The 21,397-nt window shown below is 70.3% G+C and carries 25 protein-coding genes; 8 read left to right on the top strand and 17 right to left on the bottom strand.

Going from position 1 to position 21,397, the window contains the following annotated elements; translation table 11 throughout:
• Positions 1-38: 38 nt before the first annotated feature.
• Positions 39-548, bottom strand: coding sequence for a hypothetical protein (locus ACZ6ZD_RS14985; protein WP_465672149.1), 510 nt, complete (start codon positions 546-548; stop codon positions 39-41).
• A 147-nt stretch (positions 549-695) separates the two neighbouring features.
• Positions 696-2,075 (bottom strand): NAD(P)H-quinone dehydrogenase, encoded by a 1,380-nt coding sequence (locus tag ACZ6ZD_RS14980; protein WP_465672147.1) that lies wholly within the window; start codon positions 2,073-2,075, stop codon positions 696-698.
• A 31-nt stretch (positions 2,076-2,106) separates the two neighbouring features.
• On the opposite strand from ACZ6ZD_RS14980, the gene ACZ6ZD_RS14975 reads away from it, so the two are divergent.
• The gene (locus ACZ6ZD_RS14975; protein ID WP_171677951.1) at positions 2,107-2,568 is read left to right on the top strand and encodes a gamma-glutamylcyclotransferase; all 462 of its coding nucleotides are present in this window, start codon (positions 2,107-2,109) and stop codon (positions 2,566-2,568) included.
• Positions 2,569-2,581: 13 nt separating this feature from the next.
• Positions 2,582-4,210: a phospho-sugar mutase gene (locus ACZ6ZD_RS14970; RefSeq protein ID WP_465672145.1), complete on the top strand. Its 1,629-nt coding sequence runs from the start codon at positions 2,582-2,584 to the stop codon at positions 4,208-4,210.
• Position 4,211: 1 nt separating this feature from the next.
• Here the strand turns inward: ACZ6ZD_RS14970 and ACZ6ZD_RS14965 are convergent, their stop codons facing one another.
• The 4 genes from ACZ6ZD_RS14965 to ACZ6ZD_RS14950 form a co-directional block, all read right to left on the bottom strand.
• The gene (locus ACZ6ZD_RS14965) at positions 4,212-4,658 is read right to left on the bottom strand and encodes a hypothetical protein (protein ID WP_171677949.1); all 447 of its coding nucleotides are present in this window, start codon (positions 4,656-4,658) and stop codon (positions 4,212-4,214) included.
• A gap of 167 nt (positions 4,659-4,825) precedes the next feature.
• On the bottom strand, positions 4,826-5,752 hold the full coding sequence (locus ACZ6ZD_RS14960) for a neutral zinc metallopeptidase (protein ID WP_465672698.1): 927 nt from the start codon (positions 5,750-5,752) through the stop codon (positions 4,826-4,828).
• Positions 5,753-5,864: 112 nt separating this feature from the next.
• Positions 5,865-6,764 (bottom strand): alpha/beta hydrolase, encoded by a 900-nt coding sequence (locus ACZ6ZD_RS14955; protein ID WP_465672143.1) that lies wholly within the window; start codon positions 6,762-6,764, stop codon positions 5,865-5,867.
• A gap of 4 nt (positions 6,765-6,768) precedes the next feature.
• The gene (locus tag ACZ6ZD_RS14950; RefSeq protein ID WP_465672141.1) at positions 6,769-7,329 is read right to left on the bottom strand and encodes a PH domain-containing protein; all 561 of its coding nucleotides are present in this window, start codon (positions 7,327-7,329) and stop codon (positions 6,769-6,771) included.
• A 46-nt stretch (positions 7,330-7,375) separates the two neighbouring features.
• Between ACZ6ZD_RS14950 and deoC the strand changes: the two genes are divergently transcribed.
• Genes deoC through ACZ6ZD_RS14935 form a run of 3 tightly spaced genes read left to right on the top strand, consistent with a single transcriptional unit; the run spans position 7,376 to position 10,637 of the window.
• The gene (deoC, locus tag ACZ6ZD_RS14945; RefSeq protein ID WP_465672139.1) at positions 7,376-8,332 is read left to right on the top strand and encodes a deoxyribose-phosphate aldolase; all 957 of its coding nucleotides are present in this window, start codon (positions 7,376-7,378) and stop codon (positions 8,330-8,332) included.
• Between the two features lie 3 nt (positions 8,333-8,335).
• On the top strand, positions 8,336-9,772 hold the full coding sequence (locus ACZ6ZD_RS14940; RefSeq protein WP_465672137.1) for an aldehyde dehydrogenase family protein: 1,437 nt from the start codon (positions 8,336-8,338) through the stop codon (positions 9,770-9,772).
• Positions 9,762-10,637, top strand: a complete 876-nt coding sequence (locus tag ACZ6ZD_RS14935; RefSeq protein ID WP_465672135.1) for an aldehyde dehydrogenase family protein — start codon at positions 9,762-9,764, stop codon at positions 10,635-10,637. Before ACZ6ZD_RS14940 ends, ACZ6ZD_RS14935 begins: the two co-directional genes overlap by 11 nt.
• Before the next feature lie 28 nt (positions 10,638-10,665).
• Here the strand turns inward: ACZ6ZD_RS14935 and ACZ6ZD_RS14930 are convergent, their stop codons facing one another.
• Positions 10,666-11,286, bottom strand: a complete 621-nt coding sequence (locus ACZ6ZD_RS14930) for a hypothetical protein (protein ID WP_465672133.1) — start codon at positions 11,284-11,286, stop codon at positions 10,666-10,668.
• Positions 11,287-11,330: 44 nt separating this feature from the next.
• Positions 11,331-12,347 carry a serine/threonine-protein kinase gene (locus tag ACZ6ZD_RS14925; RefSeq protein ID WP_465672131.1) on the bottom strand — a complete coding sequence of 339 codons (1,017 nt, stop codon included), beginning with the start codon at positions 12,345-12,347 and terminating at the stop codon, positions 11,331-11,333.
• Positions 12,348-12,394: 47 nt separating this feature from the next.
• Here ACZ6ZD_RS14925 and ACZ6ZD_RS14920 point away from each other — a divergent pair, with 47 nt between their 5' ends.
• Positions 12,395-12,931 carry an RNA polymerase sigma factor gene (locus ACZ6ZD_RS14920; RefSeq protein ID WP_465672129.1) on the top strand — a complete coding sequence of 179 codons (537 nt, stop codon included), beginning with the start codon at positions 12,395-12,397 and terminating at the stop codon, positions 12,929-12,931.
• On the opposite strand, the gene ACZ6ZD_RS14915 is transcribed toward ACZ6ZD_RS14920, so the two are convergent.
• The 3 genes from ACZ6ZD_RS14915 to ACZ6ZD_RS14905 all read right to left on the bottom strand — a co-directional run bounded on the left by ACZ6ZD_RS14915 (position 12,918) and on the right by ACZ6ZD_RS14905 (position 15,509).
• Positions 12,918-14,210, bottom strand: coding sequence for a S28 family serine protease (locus ACZ6ZD_RS14915; RefSeq protein WP_465672127.1), 1,293 nt, complete (start codon positions 14,208-14,210; stop codon positions 12,918-12,920). The genes ACZ6ZD_RS14920 and ACZ6ZD_RS14915 overlap by 14 nt on opposite strands.
• Positions 14,211-14,271: 61 nt before the next feature.
• A complete protein-coding gene (locus ACZ6ZD_RS14910) occupies positions 14,272-14,631 on the bottom strand; it encodes a hypothetical protein (RefSeq protein WP_465672125.1) in 360 nt (119 codons plus the stop codon).
• Positions 14,628-15,509: a LysR family transcriptional regulator gene (locus ACZ6ZD_RS14905; protein ID WP_465672123.1), complete on the bottom strand. Its 882-nt coding sequence runs from the start codon at positions 15,507-15,509 to the stop codon at positions 14,628-14,630. The genes ACZ6ZD_RS14910 and ACZ6ZD_RS14905 overlap by 4 nt, the downstream gene beginning before the upstream one ends.
• Before the next feature lie 88 nt (positions 15,510-15,597).
• On the opposite strand from ACZ6ZD_RS14905, the gene ACZ6ZD_RS14900 reads away from it, so the two are divergent.
• Both ACZ6ZD_RS14900 and ACZ6ZD_RS14895 read left to right on the top strand, forming a co-directional pair.
• On the top strand, positions 15,598-16,335 hold the full coding sequence (locus ACZ6ZD_RS14900; RefSeq protein ID WP_465672121.1) for a sulfite exporter TauE/SafE family protein: 738 nt from the start codon (positions 15,598-15,600) through the stop codon (positions 16,333-16,335).
• Positions 16,332-16,628: a hypothetical protein gene (locus ACZ6ZD_RS14895; RefSeq protein WP_465672119.1), complete on the top strand. Its 297-nt coding sequence runs from the start codon at positions 16,332-16,334 to the stop codon at positions 16,626-16,628. Before ACZ6ZD_RS14900 ends, ACZ6ZD_RS14895 begins: the two co-directional genes overlap by 4 nt.
• Here ACZ6ZD_RS14895 and ACZ6ZD_RS14890 read toward each other — a convergent pair.
• The 6 genes from ACZ6ZD_RS14890 to ACZ6ZD_RS14865 all read right to left on the bottom strand — a co-directional run bounded on the left by ACZ6ZD_RS14890 (position 16,558) and on the right by ACZ6ZD_RS14865 (position 21,339).
• Positions 16,558-17,037: a YkvA family protein gene (locus ACZ6ZD_RS14890; protein WP_465672117.1), complete on the bottom strand. Its 480-nt coding sequence runs from the start codon at positions 17,035-17,037 to the stop codon at positions 16,558-16,560. The two genes, ACZ6ZD_RS14895 and ACZ6ZD_RS14890, sit on opposite strands and share 71 nt — an antisense overlap.
• A 190-nt stretch (positions 17,038-17,227) precedes the next feature.
• Positions 17,228-18,175, bottom strand: a complete 948-nt coding sequence (locus ACZ6ZD_RS14885; RefSeq protein ID WP_465672115.1) for a S1C family serine protease — start codon at positions 18,173-18,175, stop codon at positions 17,228-17,230.
• Between the two features lie 14 nt (positions 18,176-18,189).
• Positions 18,190-19,128 (bottom strand): VWA domain-containing protein, encoded by a 939-nt coding sequence (locus tag ACZ6ZD_RS14880; RefSeq protein ID WP_465672113.1) that lies wholly within the window; start codon positions 19,126-19,128, stop codon positions 18,190-18,192.
• The gene (locus ACZ6ZD_RS14875) at positions 19,125-20,063 is read right to left on the bottom strand and encodes a DUF58 domain-containing protein (protein WP_465672111.1); all 939 of its coding nucleotides are present in this window, start codon (positions 20,061-20,063) and stop codon (positions 19,125-19,127) included. Before ACZ6ZD_RS14875 ends, ACZ6ZD_RS14880 begins: the two co-directional genes overlap by 4 nt.
• A 2-nt stretch (positions 20,064-20,065) precedes the next feature.
• Positions 20,066-21,073: an AAA family ATPase gene (locus tag ACZ6ZD_RS14870; protein WP_465672109.1), complete on the bottom strand. Its 1,008-nt coding sequence runs from the start codon at positions 21,071-21,073 to the stop codon at positions 20,066-20,068.
• Positions 21,070-21,339: a hypothetical protein gene (locus ACZ6ZD_RS14865; RefSeq protein ID WP_465672107.1), complete on the bottom strand. Its 270-nt coding sequence runs from the start codon at positions 21,337-21,339 to the stop codon at positions 21,070-21,072. Before ACZ6ZD_RS14865 ends, ACZ6ZD_RS14870 begins: the two co-directional genes overlap by 4 nt.
• Between the last annotated feature and the right edge of the window lie 58 nt (positions 21,340-21,397).

The following is a 21,397-nucleotide window of genomic DNA, read 5'->3' as shown; positions in this document are numbered from 1 at the left end:
CACCCGGAAAGCCGGGAACGCACAGCGCAATTATTGACTCAGTAGCTAATTCCGAGGAAGCGATTACCCGAACACGGGTCGGTCGCGCGGGAAACATCCTCGCAGATCTTCAACTGACCGCGAATACTGTCGGACTGCAGGTGGTAACCCCGCTGGTGGTACGAGAACCACCAGGAGGAGTCCTGGATATAGGTCGACTTGGTCTCCTTGCCGTACCCCGTCCAACCCGAACCGCAGCTCGCCTGGGCGCCCTCGCCGATCCCGCTGACGTAGCAGTACGTACCGTTTCGCGCCCAGTTCACCTGGGTGTACACGGCCCGACCGTTGCCCGAGGCCCGGTCCCGGTACGGAGCGGTGATCTTGAGCCGGTCACCGTGCGGGTCGTTGTCGACCTTCTCGGACTTGTTGTTCGTCTTGGTCGTGTAGTCGATCTCGCCGACCAGCGTCGAGCCGTTGTACACGTAGAGCCCCGAGTACCGGACGATCTGATACGCGCCGGCGCCGGCCGCCGTGGTGCCGATCAGCAGCCCGGCCCCAAGTGTGATCAAACCTAATCGGTTGAGAATTCGCCTCACAATTCCCCCTTCAGTTCGACGGTGGTGTATTGCCTTTGACACTAGGCCACTGTCGAACTGCCCAGCCACGGAGATCAGCTGCAGGAAAGTGCAATTTTCGCCTGAAAAGCTGCCGCCCGCTCAGTTGCGGAGGTGGAGGCGGCGGGCGGCTTCGGCGATGGAGCCGGAGATGGAGGGGTAGACGGTGAAGGAGGCGGCTACCTGGTCGACGGTGAGGCGGGCGGCTACGGCGAGGGCGATGGGGTGGATGAGCTCGGAGGCTCGGGGGGCGACGACGACGCCGCCGACGATGATGCCGGTGTTGGGGAGGCAGAAGAGTTTGACGAAACCGTCGCGGATGCCCTGCATCTTGGCGCGGGCGTTGTCGGCGAGCGGGACCTTGACGACCAGGGCGGTGGAGCCGCCGGCGTCGAGGGCGGCCTGGGTGAGGCCGACGGTGGCGATCTCGGGGGCGGTGAAGACGTTGGCCGAGACGGTGGACTGGTCGAGGGGGGCGACGGCGTCGCCGAGGGCGTGGGCCATCGCGATCCGGCCCTGCATCGCGGCGACCGAGGCGAGCATCAGGACGCCGGTGCAGTCGCCGGCGGCGTAGACGCCGCGGGCGGAGGTGCGGGAGACCCGGTCGACCTGGATGAAGCCGCCGTCGGTGAGCGACACGCCCGACTCGACAAGGCCCATTTCGTCGGTGTTGGGGAGCGATCCGACGGCGAGCAGGGCGTGCGAACCCTCGACCGTGCGGCCGTCGGTCAGGGTGACCACGACGCCGTCCCCCCGCCGCTGGACCGACTCGGCCCGGGACTTGCTCAGGACGGTCAGGCCGCGGCGCTTGAAGACGTCCTCCAGGACGGCGGCCGCGTCGGCATCCTCACCGGGCAGGACCCGGTCCCGGGACGACACCAGGACGACGTCGCTGCCGAGCGCGTCGTACGCGCTGGCGAACTCGGCGCCGGTCACGCCGGAGCCGACGACGATCAGCCGCTCGGGCAGCTCGGTCAGCTCGTAGACCTGCTCCCAGGTCAGGATCCGCTCGCCGTCGGGCTCGGAGCCCTTGAGTACGCGCGGCCTTGCTCCAGTGGCGATCAGGACGACGTCCGCGCTCAGCCGCTCGTCGCCGACGACGACGGTTTCGGGCCCGTCGAGGCGGCCGCGGCCGTTGACGATCCGGATCTTGTCGGACTCGAGCCGGCGCTCGATCCCCTCGCCCTGGGCCGCCGCGAGCGCCTTGACCCGCCGGTTCACGACGGACAGATCGACGCGGACGGAGTTCGCCGGGTCGTCGTCGCCGTCGTCCACCCGGACGCCGAGCTCACCCGCCTCCTCCACCTCGGTCATGAGCTCCGCGGTGGCGATCAGGGTCTTGCTCGGAACACAGTCGGTGAGTACCGCAGACCCGCCGATTCCGTCGGAATCGACGACCGTCACCTCCGCTCCCAATTGGGCGGCCGCACTCGCCGCTTCGTACCCGCCAGGACCGCCACCGATGATCACAACTCGCGCCACGAGAGGCTATTGTTCCGTATCCTGATTTCTCGTGAGCCTGTACGCCGCTTTTGCGTCGAATCTCGACCCGAACCTGATGTCCGAGCGGTGCCCGTACTCACCGCTTCGCGGCACCGGCTGGATCGCCGGCTGGCGCCTCACCTTCGGCGGTGAGGAGCTCGGCTGGGAGGGCGCCATGGCCACCGTCGTCGAGGACGCCGCCGACCCGGGTAACCAGGTCTTCGTGGCGCTCTACGACATCCACCCCAAGGACATCGAGCGCCTGGACGAGTGGGAGTGGATCGACCAGGGCGTCTACCGCAAGATCCAGGTCCGGGTGCAGACGCTGGACGGCGAGCAGCTGGCCTGGATGTACGTCCTGAACGCCTACGAGGGCGGTCTGCCCTCCGCCCGCTACCTGGGCATCCTCGCCGAGGCGGCCGAAGCCGCCGGCGCCCCCGACGACTACGTCGCCGAGATCCGCTCGCGCCCCTGCCAGTCGTCCGGACATTAGTTAACCTGCGGTAGTGACCGATGAGCTGCGTGCCGCCGCCGAGGCTTGGCTGAGTGAAGATCCTGACCCCGACACCCGCGCCGAGCTGACGGCGTTGCTGGCGGCGGGTGAAACCGCCGAGCTGGCTGATCGGTTCGCCGGGACGCTGGAGTTCGGGACGGCGGGGCTGCGCGGAGCCGTGGGCGCCGGGCCGAACCGGATGAACCGGGTCGTGGTGATCCGGGCCGCGGCCGGGCTGGCGGCGTACCTGAAGGCGAAGGGGCTGACCGACGGGCCGGTGCTGATCGGGTACGACGCCCGGCACAAGTCCGATGTGTTCGCGCAGGACACGGCCGCGGTGATCCGGGGTGCGGGGCTGGATGCGGTGTTGCTGGATCGGCATGCGCCGACGCCGGTGGTCGCGTTCGGTATCCGGCACCTGAACGCGGTGGCGGGCGTCGTCGTGACGGCCTCGCACAACCCGCCGCAGGACAACGGCTACAAGGTCTACCTCGGCGACGGCTCGCAGATCGTCCCGCCGGCGGACGCCGAGATCGCGGCGGCCATCGCCGCGGTCGGCCCGCTGGCGTCGGTACCGCGCGGCGACGACTGGCAGACCATCGGCGACGAGCTCCTGAACGCCTATCTGGACCGCATTGCCGAGCTGGTGCCCTCCGATGCCCCGCGCGACCTCAACGTCGCCTACACGCCCCTGCACGGCGTCGGACGCCTACTCGCCGAGGACGCCGTCACCCGCGCCGGCTTCGCCGTCCCCGCCGTCGTCGCCGCCCAGGCCGACCCCGACCCCGACTTCCCCACCGTCAGCTTCCCCAACCCCGAAGAGCCGGGCGCAATCGACGCCGCGCTCGAACTCGCACGAGCAATCGGCGCCGACATCGCCGTCGCCAACGACCCGGACGCCGACCGCTGCGCAGTCGCCGTGCCGACGCCGGAGGGCTGGCGGATGTTGCGGGGGGATGAGTTGGGGGCGTTGCTGGGGGAGTTTTTGCTGTCGGGCAGGCCTGAGGGGGTGGCGGCTTGTTCGATTGTTTCTTCGTCGTTGCTGGGGAAGATCGCGGCGGCGTACGGGGTGCGGTACGTGGAGACGCTGACCGGGTTCAAGTGGATCGGGCGGGTGCCGGAGCTGGTGTTCGGGTACGAGGAGGCGCTCGGGTACTGCGTCGATCCGGCCGCGGTGAAGGACAAGGACGGCGTGTCGACGCTGGTTCGGGTGCTGGAGCTGGCCGCTCGGGCGAAGGCCGACGGGAAGACGCTGGTCGACCTGCTCGACGAGCTGGCGGTGAAGTACGGGCTGCACGCGACCGATCAGCTGTCGGTGCGGGTCGAGGACCTGAGCCTGATCCGGAGCGCGATGGCGAACCTGCGCGCGACGCCGCCGACCGAGCTGGGGACGCACGGCGTCGTCCGGGTCGACGATCTGGCCGAGGGTTCGGCGGAGCTGCCGCCGACGGACGGCCTTCGGTACACGCTGTCCGAAGGCGCCCGCGTCGTCGTCCGTCCGTCCGGCACCGAGCCGAAACTCAAGTGCTACCTGGAGGTCGTCGTCCCCGTGCAGAACGGGGATGTCGCCGCGGCGAGAACCACCGCGGCCGACGACCTCGCCGGTATCAAACAGGCGCTCTCCACAGCCCTGGGGCTGTAGGTCAGTGCGCGGCGGCGGCCTCGGCCTGCTCGGCGCGCAACGAGGCCTGCAGCGACGAGTGCAGGATGCGCAGGGTGCTGGTCGACTGCATCAGCGCGTCCCGCTCGTCGGGGTTGCGGGAGGCCAGGCTGGTGATGTCGTTGATCGCGCCCTCGATCCGGCTGATCCGGTCGGCGACCGAACCCTCCTGGCTGCTCGCCCGGCGGATCGCCTCGGAGGTGACCGTCCAGACGTCCTCCTTGTCGTTGGTCCGCCGCGACATGTCGACCATCTGGCTCAGCGCGGCCAGGTCGCTGTCGATCTGCGTCCGCTCCACCGGCGCGGTGATCCCGCCGGTGGCCTGGCGCAGCCGGGTGACATGCCCGGACAGCTCCGACCAGGTGGCCCGACCGCTCTTGATCTTGTCCAGCACCTTCGCGTACTCGGTGTTGAACTCGTCGTAGTTCACTGTCCTTGACTCCTGCCGTTCGACCGTTCGACTCAGAACTGTAGGGCGTGCGGATCCGAAACAAGTAACCACACGATCGCAGATCGTGTGGTTGTCGCCAAAACGCAACAGCCGCCTGGTACGGCAACGCGTACCAGGCGGCTGAGTTACGTGCGGATCAGGAGCAATCAGGAGACCCGCGCCGGCGCGGATTCGTAGCTGTTGCAGCGGGCCGCGGTCGTCGTCGAGCTGGTCGCGAAGAAGCCGTGCTCCGACCACCAGCCGTGGTTGGCGAACGAGCCGTGGTCGCGCGGGTAGCCCTTGACGTCACCGGAGTGGGTGACCAGCCAGCGCCACTCGTTGTAGAGCGCGCCCGTCATCGGGTAGAAGCGCCGGTTGGCGCCGATGTAGGCCGACCCCAGGCAGGAGGCCTGCAGCTCGCGCCGGCGGCTCTCCTCGAGCTTCTGGGAGTTGGTCTTCATTGCGCGCTGCCGCCACCAGGACGCGTCCATGATGCCGGTCTGCTCCTGGATGTGGTGGCCGTACTCGTGCGCCATCGTGTTGGTCGCGTAGACCCGGGCGTACGTCGGGCTCGCGGTCTTCCAGAAGTTCACCACGACCTGCGCCGGGAAGTAGATGTTGTTCTCGCAGTAGAACGCGCGGCTGAGCTGGACGACGCCGCACGGGGTGTTCGCCCGGGCCGCGGTGGTGACGTGCAGCTTCGGCCCGGCGGTCGACTTCGCGCCGGCCTGGGCCAGGATCGGCTTCCACGCGGCGTACATGCACTTGTAGAGCTGGTTCACGTACTGCTGGACGCCGGCCGTCGTCCGCATCGAGACGTTGACCTCCTTGCAGCGCGAGGCCGGGATCGGCTTGGTCTTGTAGAGCTTGTTGTACCGCACGATCTTCAGCGCGGACGGGCCGGTGTAACCGGCCAGCGCGACCGGGGCCGCGTCGACGTGCGCGTGCTCCGACTCGGCCGCCTTCTCGGTGACCGGCAGCGGCCGGTTGCCGGTGACATCGGCCTGCGCGGCGGTCGGCGCGACGACCGCGAGACCGGCCAGTACGGCGACGCCGGCCATGCCGAGCCGGGTGGTGCGGGAGAGGTTGACCATGAGCTCCACTCTCGAAAGCTTGGGGACTGTCGGGACCATCCTGGGCTGGCCGGGGGTTCACCGCCCGACCTGGACACGGACTCCGACGTCAACGATTTCGTCCCAGTTCCCACTAATCGCGAAGATTTTCGCCGAGGAACTCCAGCTGTGCCGGGAGCATCCGCCGCCAGTAACCGGGCGTGTGCGCACCGGCTTGCTGACCGCCGGCCGCGCGCAGCTCGCGCCGCAGGTCGGCGGCGGCCTCGGCGAACGGGTCGTCGCGTCCGCAATCGATGCGGACGGCAACATCTTGGAGTCCGACCCGGCGGCCGAAGAGCTGACCGCCGTCGAAGTCCTCTTGGTTGTCGAAGGCCCCTGGTGCGGCGTCGGCGTACGAGCGCCAGATCGCCGGGCTGAGCGCGCCGACCGCCACGGCCCGGGTGCCCGGCCGGACGCGGCGCTGCCACGACCGCAGGGCCGCCAGCAACAGTGCGCCGTACCCGCCCATGGACCAGCCGAGGACGCCGTACCGCGCGGTGTCGAGACCGCGTTTCGCCAGCAGGGGCAGGAACTCCTGGTCGATCATGAAACCCGGGTCCTCGTCGGTGACCCGCCGGTGCCAGTAGGTGTCGGCGCCGCCGTCGACGGTCGCGAGCGCGAACGGCGGCGTCCCGGATCGGACGGCGGCCGTCAGGTAGCGGTCGATCCCGAGGTCGCGCACCGCGGACGTGTGATCACCGCCACGCCCGTGCAGCACCAGGACGACGGGCAGCGGGTCGGTCGGCTCGTACCCGTCCGGGTAGAGCACCGAGTAGCGCACCGTCGTCCGGCGTCCGAAGGACTCGAAACTCCCCGACACGGCCGGGCCGGCCGGCACCTCGGGGACGACGCCGTCCGGACCGGTGAGCCCGAGCAGGTCGTGCACTCGCGCCCGGCCGGGGATCAGCCCGGTCTCGAGCCCGACCACGCCCGCGGTCGCACCGACGACCATCGCGGCGCCACCGGCGCGCAGGATGGTCCGCCGCTCGACCACGTGGTCAGCGCAGGATCGCGGCCACGACGGCGACGACGGCCAGGACGCCGATCACGATCAGCTCGGGCCCGGCCCACGACGTCCGGACCTCGCCGCCGGCCTGCTTGCCGTACTGGCTCATATGCGTCTCGATCCGGTCCACGACCAGGTCGGCGCGGGAGATCGAGTTCTCGCTGGCGGCCTTGTCGCGCCCCATCCGCTGTTTGCGCAGATCCCGCATCACCAGCTGGACACCGGGCGCCCGGAACCGGTCGTTCTCCGTGTGCACACGGAGGATGTCGGTGATATCGGCCCCGGTCACCTTGGCCCACGGGATCCGGTGGTCGCGCAGATGGTTACGCAGCAGGACGTCCTCGCGGCCGAGGGTGACCGACGGCCGGATCAGCCCGACGTACGTGAGCATCATCGCGATCGCGATCAGGCTGCCGACCAGCAGACCGGTGACCGTCCGCCATTCGAGCACGATGTCCAGCAGCCCGAGGGCGCCGATGAACATCACGATCACCCCGGTGATCCGGTTGGACGTGGACAGGTACCGCTCGCTGTCGGCTGCGTTCGACTTCACGTGCACAAGGTAACGGGGGCCCTGGAACAGCACTAGACTCGCCAGGGTGACAACAACCGACAGCGGGGTCGACACACTGGCCGACGTGACCTCGTCCGAGGACCGGCTGCGCCGGTTCCTGCTCGGCCTGCCGGGCGTCGACCAGGTCGGCGCCGAGGCCCGGGCCGCCACGCTGAGCACGCGGTCGATCAAGACCACGGCAAAGGCGTACGCGCTCGACCTGGCGATCCAGATGATCGACCTGACCACGCTGGAGGGCCAGGACACCCCGGGCAAGGTGCGCGCCCTGTGCGCCAAGGCCAAACGGCCCGACCCGGCCGATCCGACCGCCCCGCAGGTGGCCGCGGTCTGCGTCTACCCGGACCTGGTGGCGACGGCGAAGTACGAGCTCAAGGGCACCGGTATCAACGTCGCGAGCGTGGCAACCGCCTTCCCCAGCGGGCGTTCGAGCCTGGCGATCAAGATCCAGGACACCAAGGACGCCGTCGCGTCCGGCGCCGACGAGGTCGACATGGTGATCGACCGCGGCGCGTTCCTGTCCGGCCGCTACGGCTTGGTCTTCGACGAGATCCTGGCGATCCGCGAGGCCGCCGGCGACGCGCACCTGAAGGTGATCCTGGAGACCGGCGAGCTGGTCACCTACGACAACGTCCGGCGCGCGTCCTGGCTGGCGATGCTCGCGGGCGCGGACTTCATCAAGACCTCGACCGGCAAGGTCTCCCCGGCCGCGACGCTGCCGGTGACGCTGGTGATGCTCGAGGCGGTCCGCGACTACCACGAGGCCACCGGCCTGCACATCGGCGTCAAACCGGCCGGCGGGATCCGCACGGCCAAGGACGCGATCAAGTACCTGGTCACGGTCAACGAGACCGCCGGCCCCGACTGGCTGGATCCGGAGCTGTTCCGCTTCGGCGCCTCCAGTCTGCTGAACGACCTGCTGATGCAACGCACCAAGCTGGCCACCGGGCACTACCCCGGCCCCGACTACTTCACGCTGGACTGAGGCATGAGCAGATTCGAGTACGCACCGGCCCCCGAGTCGCGGGCCATCGTCGACATCAAGTCGTCGTACGGGCTGTTCGTCAACGGCGCCTTCGTCGAGGCGACCGACGGCAAACCCTTCAAGACCGTCAGCCCCGCCTCCGAGGAGGTGCTGGCCGAGGTCAGCGAGGCCGGTCCGGCCGATGTCGACAAGGCCGTTCGCGCGGCCCGGAAGGCCTTCGAGAAGGTCTGGGGCCCGATGGCCGGGCGGGACCGGGCCAAGTACCTGTTCCGGATCGCGCGGCTGATCCAGGAGCGCGCGCGGGAGCTCGCGGTGCTGGAGTCGCTCGACAACGGCAAGCCGATCCGGGAGTCGCGTGACGTCGACATCCCGCTGGTCGCCGCGCACTTCTTCTACTACGCGGGCTGGGCCGACAAACTCGAGTACGCCGGCGCCGGCGAGGAGCCACGGCCGTGGGGCGTGGCCGGCCAGGTCATCCCGTGGAACTTCCCGCTGCTGATGCTGGCCTGGAAGATCGCCCCCGCGCTCGCCGCCGGGAACACCGTCGTGCTGAAGCCGGCCGAGACGACGCCGCTGACCGCGCTCGCGTTCGCGGAGATCTGCCAGCAGGCGGATCTGCCGCCCGGCGTGGTGAACATCGTCACCGGCGCCGGCCGCACCGGCCAGGCCCTGGTCGAGCACCCGGACGTGAACAAGGTCGCCTTCACCGGCTCGACCGCGGTCGGCCGCGCGATCGCGAAGTCCGTCGCGGGTACCGACAAGGCGGTCACGCTGGAGCTCGGCGGCAAGGCGGCGAACATCGTCTTCGAGGACGCCCCGATCGACCAGACCATCGAGGGCATCGTCAACGGCATCTTCTTCAACCAGGGCCACGTCTGCTGCGCGGGATCGCGGCTGCTCGTCCAGGAGAGCGTGTACGACGAGGTGCTGGGCCGGCTCAAGCGCCGGATGGAGACGCTGCGGGTCGGCGACCCGCTGGACAAGAACACCGATATCGGCGCGATCAACTCCGCCGCCCAGCTGGCCCGGATCCGCGAGCTGGCGCAGATCGGCGAGGAGGAGGGCTCCGAGCGCTGGTCGCCCGCCTGCGAGCTGCCGGCGCAGGGGTACTGGTTCCCGCCGACCGTCTTCACCGGCGTCTCCCAGGCGCACCGGATCGCCCGCGAGGAGATCTTCGGCCCGGTGCTGTCGGTGCTCACCTTCCGCACCCCCGCCGAGGCGGTCGAGAAGGCGAACAACACGCCGTTCGGCCTGTCCGCCGGGATCTGGACCGAGAAGGGCTCCCGGATCCTCTGGATGGCCAACCAGCTGCGCGCCGGCGTGGTCTGGGCCAACACGTTCAACCGTTTCGACCCGACCTCGCCGTTCGGCGGCTACAAGGAGTCGGGTTACGGCCGCGAGGGCGGCCGCCACGGCCTGGAGGCCTACCTTGCCCACTAAGGACAACGCGCGCCTCGAGGTGCGCAAGACCTACAAGCTGTACGTCGGCGGCGCGTTCCCGCGCAGCGAGTCCGGCCGGTCGTACGTGGTGAACAACGCCAAGGGCAAGTTCCTCGCGAACGCGTCCCAGGCCTCCCGCAAGGACGCCCGGGACGCCGTCGTCGCGGCCCGGAAGGCGTTCGGCGGCTGGTCGGCGAAGACGGCGTACAACCGCGGCCAGATCCTGTACCGGATCGCCGAGGTGATGGAGGGCCGGCACGAGCAGTTCAGCGCCGAGGTCGCCGCCTCCGAGGGGTTGTCGATCGCCAAGGCCCGCGCGGTCGTGGACGCGTCGATCGACCGCTGGGTCTGGTACGCCGGCTGGGCGGACAAGATCGCCCAGGTCGTCGGATCCAGCAACCCGGTGGCCGGCCCGTACTTCGACTTCTCGTTGCCGGAGGCAACCGGTGTGGTCGCGGTGCTGGCGCCGCAGGAGTCCAGCCTGCTCGGCCTGACCTCGGTGATCGCCCCGGCGATCGTCTCCGGGAACACGGTCGTCGCGGTCTCGTCGTTCGAGCGCCCGCTGCCCGCGGTGACGCTCGGCGAGGTGATGGCGACGTCCGACCTGCCTGGCGGAGTGGTCAACATCCTGACCGGCTCGGCGTCCGAGATCGGTCCTTGGCTGGCCTCGCACCTCGATGTGAACGCGATCGACCTGGCCGGTATCGACGACCTCGACGAGGCCCGTGACCTCGAAGCGGCCGCCGCCGGGAACCTCAAGCGCGTCCGCCGCCCGGCCGACGAAGACTGGGCCGAGTCGCCAGGCCTGTCCCGCCTCACCCAGTACCTCGAGCTGAAGACGGTCTGGCACCCGATCGGCGTCTGACCTACCGCAGCGCCGGGAGCTCGGCCGGCTACTTGATGCTGGTTCGGGTGAGGGCCGGGTTGGGGTCGGGGTAGCAGCTGACCGGGGAGTTGATCGTGACGAACTTCCACTTGATCTTCGCGGTCAGCGTCAGCCCCGGGTCGTCGTACGACGTGCCTTTGAGGCGGGTCTCGATGACGGCGCCGCGGCGGCCGGCCTTGAGGCGGACCGTGAGGGTCGGGAGCTGGTAGCCGGCGCCGCCGGCGATCGGGCCGGGTACCGAGATGACCACGACCCGGCCTTCGAGGCGGACGGACGGCGTCGAGTTGAGGCCGGAGCCGCCGTGCAGCGTGGCGCTGACGTACGACGAGTTGGCCGGGATCGGGACGCGAAGCGCGAGGTCCCGGACCTCTTTGAGTTTGAAGCCTTTGACCTCACCGGGCAGTGAGCCGGGTTTGAGGTCGACGGTGATCGAGAAGCGGTGGTTGGGTTTGACGGTCGCGGGCGCTTTCGCGTCGACGCCCTGCCGCAGCGACAGCAGATGCTTGCCGAACTTGGTGTTCGCCCGGCACGCGTAGCTCGCGACCGGCGCGGCCGCGGCGATACCAGTCCCGGTCACGAGTGGGAGTACGGCGGCACCGAGGATCAACACATTGCGGTGAGTAGCCATGCCGCTACCCTATGCAGTCAGATCGGGTCTTGAGGACCCTCGTCTCACTGACCGAACAGGTACCAGCCACCGGCTCCGGCGGCGACGAAGAACAGCGGGAGCGACACCGCGAACCAGACCCACAGGCGGCGGCGTCGGCGTCCGGGCGAGTTCGCGGCGACGGTCGTGGACACCTCGTCGGAGGTGATGCTCGTCCGCTCCTGGGCCCGCAGCGGCGCCTCCTGCTCCAGCCGGTAGGCCTCGGCCTCCAGCCGCTCGGCCAGTAGCTCGGCCCGCTCGAAGCGGTCGACCGGGTTGTAGGCGAGCGCCCGGGCCAGGACGTCGTCCAGCGCGCCGACCGCGTCGTGCAGGACCGGGCGCAGGCTCGGCGGCGGCAGCTCGGGGTCGCGGTTCAGCACGTCGCCGATCGAGCCCGCGGAGTACGGCGGATGCCCGGTGAGCAGCGCGTAGGTGACGGCGCCGATCGCGTAGATGTCGGCCCGTTCGTCGAAGCCGCCGTCCCCGCGGCCCTGCTCGGGCGCCATGTACGCCGGCGTGCCGACCGCCTGGGTGAGCCCGGAGGCCTCGGCCGCGCGCTTGGCCAGGCCGAGGTCGGCGAGCACGATCCGGTGCGTCCCGCCGCCGGACTCGACGCCCTGGTTCTCGCGGAGCAGCAGGTTCGCCGGGGTGACGTCGCGATGTACGACGCCCTCGTTGTGCAGGGCGGCGACCGCCCGGGCCAGATCCGCACCCCACCAGAGCGCGTCGACCGGCTCGATCGTGCCGCCGCGAAGGACGTCGCCGAGTGTCCCGCCGCCGACGTAGTCCATCACGAAGTACGGGCGCCCGTCGGGCAGCCGGCCGAGGTCGAAGACCCGGACCACCCGGTCACTGGAGATCCGGCGCATCAGCCGCGCCTCGGACAGGAACCGCTCCCGGACGTCGGCCCGCGACGCCCAGTTGTCGGCGAGGACCTTGACCGCGACGTCCACGTCGAGGTCGTCGTCGTACCCGCGCCAGACCGTCGCGAACGCGCCCGCGCCGATCTTGTCCCGCAGTCTGTACCGTCCGATGACATCCATCCCGGCTATTGTCGACCAAAGATGAGCTCACTGCGGACTGGGGCACGATGAACGAGGAACTGGAGTCGCTGGCGGCGCGGGTGATCGCGGACCGCTCGGAGATGCCGGAGCTGCTGCAGGCCATCCGGCCGATGGTGCAGCGCCGGGTCGCGAAGTTCCTCCCGTACCGCGAGGACGCCGAGGAGGCCGTCCAGGACACCTTGTTCCAGGTGTCGAGCAAGCTGGACACCTTCAAGGGCACCGGCAGTTTCGCGGGCTGGGTGACGATCATCGCGACCAACCAGGCCCGGCAGACCTACCGCTCGCTCAAGCGCCGCTCGGCCGAGCAGACCACGGAGTACCTGCCCGAGTCGGTCGACCCGCGGACGACGTCCGTCATCGCGGGCTCCCGGCTCGACCTGCTGGAGGCGCTCGAACAGCTCGAGGCCAAGCATCCGCAGCTGGTGCAGCCGCTGGTGCTGCGCGATCTCGGGGCGCTGTCGTACGCCGAGATCGCGGACGAGCTCGACGTACCGCTCGGGACGATCAAGGCCCGCATTCACCAGGCGCGGAAGGCCGTCGCCGAGCGGCTCACGGTGCGCTGACCCAACGCTTCAGCAGCTCGGTCGCGGTCGCGCGTTGCGCGGCCGGCAGGTCGGCGATCGCGGCGCTGTGGTTGCCGGCCGGGACGGTGAACCAGTGGCAGTCCGCGCTGCCTGGGCCGGGCTCGAACTTCTCCGCGCTCCAGGGGTCGTTCTCGCCGTAGACGAACAGGATCCGGGTCGCGGCCGACCTGACCCAGCCGTCGACGTCCGCCATCGCATCGCCGTCGTGGGGCGGCGGGTTCGGGATGGTGGCGGGGGCAGCGGCTGCTTCGGGGTAGTGCAGCAGGCCCTTCAGCCAGGTCGTCCCGGCCGAGACATCGGGCCAGTTGAGCTGACCGGAGGCTTGGTAGAAGTACGCCTGATAGGGCGCGATCCCGGCATCGGAGTACGACGAGAAGTCGACGATCTGGTCGATGAACGTGAAGAGCTGCTGGTCGGTCGTCGTCCGGCCGGGGATCCTCGAGCAGCTCGCTTGGGTTTTGTACTGCCAGAACTTGAACGGCGTCTCCAGGACGGCCGCCTCGAAGGCGCGGTCGGCGGAACCGTAGGCGGAGGTGTACTTCTCGCCGCGTTTCACCAGCATCGGGAGGAGCGTCGCCCGGCGGTAGAGGGCGTTGCGCTGCAGGCCGCGGAGGGACTCGTTACAGGCGTCGTCGGTGCCGGCCTGCTGGATGAAGTCGACGTAGGTGTCTTGCTCGTTGACGACGTCCTGGGGTGCGACATAGGCGATGGTGGCATCGACGTCCGCGGGGTAGAAGCGGCGGTGGTAGACCGAGGTCATGCCGCCTTTGCTGGCGCCGGTCGAGAGCCACTTGGCGGCGTACAGAGCCTTGAAGGCTTCGACGATCCGGTGGTGGTCGGTGGCGGCCTGGCGGATGTCGAGGGTCGACCAGTCCTTGCTCGCCGGGGTCGAGCGGGCGAAGAAACGTTGCTCGACGTTGAGTTGGTTGCCGTCGACGAGGCGGGTCGGCTCGGCGGCGAACGCGCCGGCGACGCCTTCGTAGCCGGTGGTGTGCAGGACTGTCGGGCGGTCGAAACCCTTGTGCCACAAGGTGATGCGCTGCTCGAAGCGTTCGCCGTCGGGTTCGTCGTGGTCCGCGGGCTGGGAGTACTGGAGGACGAAGAACGGCCGGCCGTTCATCAGCCGGCCGCTCTCGACCCGCAGCCCGGCGATCGTCTCCAGCTTGGCGCGGACGACGGCGACGGAGTCCGCCGCGGTGGCCGGGACGGTCGGGCTGAGCAGGAACCCGAGCACGAGCAGGAACCGCAGCGATCGCATAGGGTGACTCCTCGGGCTCAGGCCGACACTCTGCGTGATCAGACTAACTGAGCTGTCAACCTCAGGCGCCGAGCTTCTCCTGGATCAGCCGGACGAGCGCATGGATCTGGGGATCGCCGGCGGCGGCCCCGGCCGCGGCGACAGGTTCGGCGTCCTCGGGTCGGGCGAGAGTGGTCAGGACGTTGAGGGCGCTCACGTGGTCGAAGCCGGCTGGTACGTCGGCGTCGCCTGGGGCTGGTGCGCGAGCGAGGATCTGGAGTGCGACCTGGCGGGTGTCGTCGGCCAGCTCCTCCAGGGGGTTGCCGCCGCTCAGCTGGGTGTAGGCGGCCGCGACCTGGTACATGTTCAGCGCTCGGCAGACCGTGGCGACGTTGTCGCTGTGCAGCAGCGCGCTGTACGCGGCCAAGGGGATATCGGTCATGCCTGCACGCTAGCCGCCGCGCGCAGGTGCTGCGCGAGGAGGTGGGCGGCCTCGGGCGCTCGGGCGGCGTAGCAGAGCAGGTGCGCTCTGGTGGACCAGGCGTCCTGGAGTGGGCAGATGTCGATCGAGGGGATCGTGTCGACGGCCCGGCGCGGGACGATCGCGAGGCCGGCGCCCGCGCTGGCGAGGGTGATCAGGGTGTGCAGGGTCGGGACGAGGGTTCGGTAGCGCGGGACGGGCGCCTGCGGGCCGAGGCGCTCCTCCATCCAGAGGGCGAGCGGAGTGCCGCGATCGAGGGCGACGAGCGGGTGTTCGGCGACTTCGGCGTACGCGATCGAATCCCGACCGGCGAGGACGCCGCCGGCCTGGCCGATCACGACGAGCGAGTCGTCGGCGAGCGGCTCGGTGCGGAGTGCGGTCGGCTCGTCGTCCAGGATGACGCCGAGGTCGGCCTCACCGGCGGCGAGGATGCGGACGCTGCGGTTGGTACGGCGTTCTTTGACGTTGACGTCGTACTCCGGGTGGTCGCGCAGGAAGGTGGCGAGCGCGGCCGGGACGAGCAGGTGCATCGCCGAGCCGCCGGCGACCAGGCGGATGGGCTCCGCGCGGGAGACGGCGTACGAGGCGACGGCACTGTCCAGGCGGACGGTCTCGGCGAGCACCTCGCGCGCGTGGCGGGCCAAGGTGGCGCCGGCCGGGGTGAGGCGGACGCCGCGGCGCTCGCGGATCAGGAGGGGGACGCCGGCCTGGGCTTCGAGGGCTCTGACCCGCGCGCTGGCCGAAGGCAGGCTGAGGTGCATGACGCGGGCGCCGCCGGTGATCGAGCCTTCGCTCGCGACGTGGGTGAAGAGGCGAAGGTCGTCCAGGTCGTACCGCATGGCTCTAGCCTATGCCTGAGCCTTAGGCTGACTACGGAGATCGCGCATTGTGGAGTCTGTTGCGAGCGCTGATCCTCGAAGAGTGCTGATGATTCTTCTGGCGGGTGTGGCCGCGGGCGCGCTGAACGCCGTGGGTGGGGGCGGGAGCTTCGTCGCGCTGTCCGCGCTCGTCGCGGGCGGGATGCCGCCGGTGCTGGCGAACGCGACGTCGACGGTGGCGTTGTTACCGGGGAACGCGACCAGCGCGTGGGTGTACCGGCGGCAGGTGCACGTGTTCGAGCAGGTGTCGACGCTGCGGCTGACGCTGGCGAGCGTGCTCGGCGGGGCGCTCGGGGCGGGGTTGCTGTTGTGGTTGCCGTCGGCATCGTTCGACGCGGCGGTGCCGTGGCTGCTCGCGTTCGCGACGCTGGTGCTTGCCTTTGGCAAGCAGCTGAACCGGGCGATCCGCCTGGGTGCGCCGGGGCCGGCGGTGATCCTGGCCGGGCAGTTCCTGCTGTCGATCTACGGCGGGTACTTCGGCGGGGCGGTCGGCGTCATGATGCTGGCGTTCTGGACGGCGACGACGTCACTCGACACCGCTCGTGGGACGCCGTTGCGGGTGATCCAGGTCGGTGCGGTGTTCCTGACCGCGGCGGTGATCTTCGTCTTCGCGGCCGGAGTCCTCGATCAGCCGCGGCACCTGCTCGCGATGCTCGTCGGCGCGATGGTCGGCGGGTACGTCGGCGCCCACCTGGTGCGCCGGCTGCCGGCCGTCGTCCTGCGGGTGCTGGTCCTCACCACGGCGGTCGCGATGACCGTGCTCTTCTTCGTCCGGGCCTTCGGATGAACAGGGCGCAGCTGGCGATGGCCTACCAGGCCTGCGAAGTGGCCGACCTGGCCCAGGAGGCCGTCACCGCCTGCCCCGCCGAAGCTCTCGAACGCGCCCACCGCGTCCTGGCCGCGGCCGAGCTCCTGGTCGCCGCCGCCGTCCGCCTCGACGACCCCGCGGCACCCGCGGACCCGCTCCAGCTCTTCGCCTACGAACACCCCGACGAAGCGGCTGACGACGTCACCGACTGGCTGGCCCGTCGTCCAGCTGCTGCTTCCGCTCGTGATTCAGGTACAACCCCGCGGCCGTAGAAACACTCGTCAACAGCCAGACCACGACCCCGGCGTCATCGGTCACCCCGATGATCGGCAACAGGTCCGGCAGGATGTCGATCGGCGACACCAGGTAGATCAGCGCGAACACCCACAACGCCATCCGGCTCTTCGGCAGCTCCCCGTACGTCCCCTGCCGAGCCGCCCGCACCAACCGCGGCAACGCCTTCGCCCGCTCGATCACATCCCCCACCGGCACCGGCTCCCCCTTGGCGATCTTCCGCGCCCGGACCTTCCGCCGCCGAACCACCCCGAACGCCGAAGCCGCACCGCCGATCACCAACAACCCGACCCCAACCCCCACAGCAGGCAACCCGACCACATCGCCGTCCCGGAACAACACCGTCCCAAGCCCCAGCACCGCCAACAACCCGCCGAAATACACCATCCCCCAACTCTAAGCCGCCGCACCCCGCCACCCCGCCCTCGCGCAAGCAAGCACACGCGCGCCTCCCGCCAAGCAGCTGAAGGCACCACGAACCACCTCCTGCGGCCGCCGGGGACTTGACCACCGGCGAAGTGCCCGGCCGCCGGGATGGACTGGGGTAAAACGGTGTTTTAGAGACCGAGACAGTGTTTTAGTCGATCAGGCCGCGAACGATGGTGGTCATGCGGTCCACGGGGATGGCGAAGCCGATGCCGATGTTGCCGGAGCGGGAGGCGCCCAGGGTGGCGATGGCGGTGTTGACGCCGACGACCTGGCCGGCCGCGTTGACCAGGGGGCCGCCGGAGTTGCCGGGGTTGATGGCGGCGTCGGTCTGGATGGCGGTCTGGCGGGTGTTGTTGTCGCCGAAGCGGGCCTGGCGGTCGACGGCGCTGACGATGCCGGCGGTCACGGTTCCTTCGAGGCCGAGTGGTGAACCGACGGCCAGGACCGGGTCGCCGACGCGGAGCTGTGCGGACCGGCCGAGCGTGAGCGCACGCAGTCCCTCGGCCTGGCTCGGCGCGACCCGGAGGACGGCGAGGTCGTTGTTCGCGTCGACGCCGAGCACCTCCGCGTCGACCCGGCGGCCGTTCGACAGGACCAGGGATACATTGCTCGCTCCTTCCACCACGTGCGCGTTGGTGACCACGTGCCCGTCCTGGTCGATCGCGAACCCGGACCCGGTCGCCCGCCCGGCCCGCACCGACACCACGCCCGGCAGCACGCTCGCCGCCGCGGCCGAGATGGACCCCTGCGCCGCGGCGGGCGGAGCCGCCGCCTGCGGCAGCTCCACCGGCCCGGCCGGACTGCGATCCCACCCGCCGGTGACGGCGCCGGCCAGACCGCCCGTCACCAGCGAGAGGGCCAACGTGCCGAGGACCAACCCGACACGTCGTTTGGAACCCGTCACCCCGGCCTGAGGTGCCGGCGCCACCAGAGAGGGGGGAGCCAGTGGCGCAGCGGAGGCCGGGGTGACGGAGAACGGAAAGGTGGACGACGCCGCGGGAGCGGACTGCGGCGGAGTGGTCTCGACCGGGCCGGACGGCGGGGGCCCGGGGACGTAGTCGGGGCCACGGAAGGGGGTGCCTAGGTGTGGGGTCATGTGGAGGGCTCCTACTACGGGAGGCGGGAGAACCAGAGAAGAGAGGCGAGGGCGGAGAGGAGCGCTACCGCCAAGGCGAGGCCGGCTACCCAGTTGGTGATCTCGCGAGGCTCGGTGGTCCAGCCGATGGAGGACTGGAGGTCGGAGTAGACGTTGCGCAGCTGCTCGTCGCTCTCGGCGGAGTAGAAGGAGCCGTCGGTGGCGTCGGCGAGGGTTTGCAGGGCCTCGGTATCGGCCGGGACGGGGACGTCGCGACCGTCCAGGTTCACGGTGCCTTCGGGGGTGCCGTAGGCGATGGTGGAGACGGGGACGCCGGCCTCGACCGCGGCGGCCGCGGCCTCGTCGATCGGGCTGCCGGCGGTGTTGCCGCCGTCCGAGATCAGGACGATCCGGCTGGGCGGCGGGTCCTCGGGGTCGATCCCGCGGACGGCTTGCAGGCTGGTGAGGACGGCGTCCCCGATCGCGGTGCTGTTACTGAGCTGCAGGCTGCTGATCGCGTTGACCGTCGCCTCGTGATCCGTCGTCGGCGGCGCGACCACGGTCGCCGTCCGCGCGAACGACACCAGCCCCACGTTGAACTGCTCGGGCAGCTCCTGCACGAACTCGGTCGCGGCCTGTTTCGCCACTTCGAACCGGTTCGGCGCGACATCCGTCGCGGCCATCGAGTTCGACACGTCCATCGCCACCAGCACCGTCGCCCGCTCGCGCGGCACCCGGACGTCGGCCACCGGCCGCGCGATCGCGATCGCCAGCACAGTCAGGGCCGCCAGGAAAGCGACCGCCGGCGCGTGCCGGCGCCAACCAGGCCGAGTCGGCGCCACCTTCTCCAGCATCGGCAGCGTGGCGAACCGGACGGCGTACTTCGTGCGCCGGCGCTGGACGACCAGGTACGCGGCGACCAGCGCCGCAACCAGCACCAGCAGCCAGAGCCACAGGGGTTGCTCGAATCTCATCGGATACCGGTCCTCGAAATCGGGTGCCGCCGAGTACTGGCCCGACGGCGGGCTGTTGCGAAGGCGGCGACGTCCCGGACCCAGTCCGTGTCCGTGCGCAGCACCAGGTGCGCGGCGCCGGCGCCGCGAATGGCTTGGGTGGTCCGCGACCGGTGCGCGGCCATCGCTTCGGCGTACCGGCGGCGCAGCTTCTTGCTACCGGTCTGCACTTCGCGACGGCGGCCGGTCTCCGGATCGACCAGCGTGAGCAGCCCGACCTCGGGCAGCTCCAGCTCGCGTGGGTCGAGTACTTCGACCGCGAGAACTTCGTGCCGGGCGGACAGCCGGCGGAGCGGATCCGCCCAGCCGTCGTCGTGGAAGTCGGAGACGACCACCCGCAGGCCGGGGCGCGGGTGCTCGCGGTTCAGCCGGGTGAGCGCGCGACCGAGGTCGGTCCGCGGGTACTCACCTGGTGTTGCCCTAGGCAACGAGAGCAGCGTGCGCAGGGACCGCCGGAGCTGGACCCCGCCACCGGCCGCCGGCAGCCTGCGCAGCTCGTCGCCGATCGCGACCCGGACGCCGAGCCGGTTGCCAGGTCCGGCGGCGAGCAGACCGACGGCTCCGACCACCGCGATCGCCAGATCGCGCTTCTCGCTGAGCGCCGTCCCGAAGTCCATACTGGCCGACGCGTCGAGCAGGGCCCAGGTCTCGAGCTCCCGCTCGGCCAGCGGCGCACGGACGTGTGCGTCGAGCGAGCGGGCCGTGACGTTCCAGTCCATCCGGCGGACGTCGTCCTGGCCGGCCTGGTACGGACGCGCCTCGTTCGGCTCGCTGCCGGGCCCGCTGCGCAGCCCGGTGATCTCACCGTGCAGGAAGCCTTCCAGCTTCCGCTTCACGGTCAGCTCGAGCGCGCGCAGCGCACGCTCGCGGCCGGCCAGTAGGTCAGGGCTGCTCATGATCAGGCCGCCGCGGTGTCGGACGGGACGACGTGCGGCTGCTCGATCGTGTGCAGGATGCGCGCGATCACCGACCGCGGGTCGATCCCGTCCGCCAGCGCATCGAAGGTGAGCACCAAGCGATGCGCCATCACGTCGATCGCGACGTCGTACACATCGGCCGGGAGTACGTAGTCCCGCCCGCGCAGCAGCGCCAGCGCCCGACCGGCAGCAACCAGACCGAGCGTCGCCCGCGGGCTGACGCCGAACTCCAGTACGCCGGCCAAGTCGGCCAGCCCGTACTGCTGCGGCTCCCGGGTCGCATGCACAAGCCGGACGACGTACTCGGCCACGGCGTTGTGGACGAACACCTCTTCCGTTGCCAACTGCAACTGCCGGACCTGCTCGGGCGTGAGTACGGCGTTCGCGTGCGGCCGGCGGGCGCTCATCCGCTGCAGGATCGTCAGCTCTTCGAGCGGGCTCGGGTAGTCGACGGTGATCTTCAGCAGGAACCGGTCCCGCTGCGCCTCGGGCAGCGCGTAGACGCCGTCCGACTCGATCGGGTTCTGCGTCGCGAGCACCAGGAACGGCTCGGGGAGGCGGTAGCTGGTACCGCCGATGCTGACCTGACTCTCGGCCATTGCCTCCAGCAACGCCGACTGCACCTTGGCGGGCGCGCGGTTGATCTCGTCGGCGAGCACCAGGTTGGCGAAGATCGGGCCGAGCTCGGTGTCGAAACCCTCGGTGGACGGACGCCAGATCCGGGTGCCCATGATGTCACCGGGGACCAGGTCGGGGGTGAACTGCAGCCGGGCGAACCGGCCGCCGATCACCTCGGCGAGCGTCCGGACCGCGAGGGTCTTGGCGACCCCGGGCACGCCTTCCAGCAGACAGTGGCCCTGGGCAAGTAACCCGACCAGCATCCGCTCGACCAGCTGGTCCTGCCCGACGACGACCCGCTTCACCTCGAACAACGCGTGTTCGAGGGAAGCGGCCGTCACGCCGGGACGCGCGACGTGGGTCTCGGTCATGCGTTACCGGCCGGGCTGTTCTGATCCGGCTGTGTCGGCTGTGCCTGGCCGCCCTGCTTGTCCGGGCAGTCGCGCCCGTCCCGCGCCGCCGTGCCGTCGCTCTGCTGCGGCGCGCCGCTGCTCGGCTGCGGAGTGCCTTCCTCGACGGTGACGTAGCCCTGCTCGGGCGCCGGGTCGCCGTTCGCGGCGTACGCGAAACCGCCGACGCCGAGGGCCGCCACGGCGACCGCCGTACCGAGGAGGATCCGCTTGCCTGGGATGTTCATGAAAGCTCCTTCGTGTCGAGTGGTCCCCACCTCATCAACTGGGTGCGAAAACGACCGG

The organism is Kribbella sp. NPDC104218 (assembly GCF_055584105.1).
The sequence above is the reverse complement of the archived record's forward strand: the minus strand, read 5'-3'. Positions and strand labels throughout refer to the sequence as shown.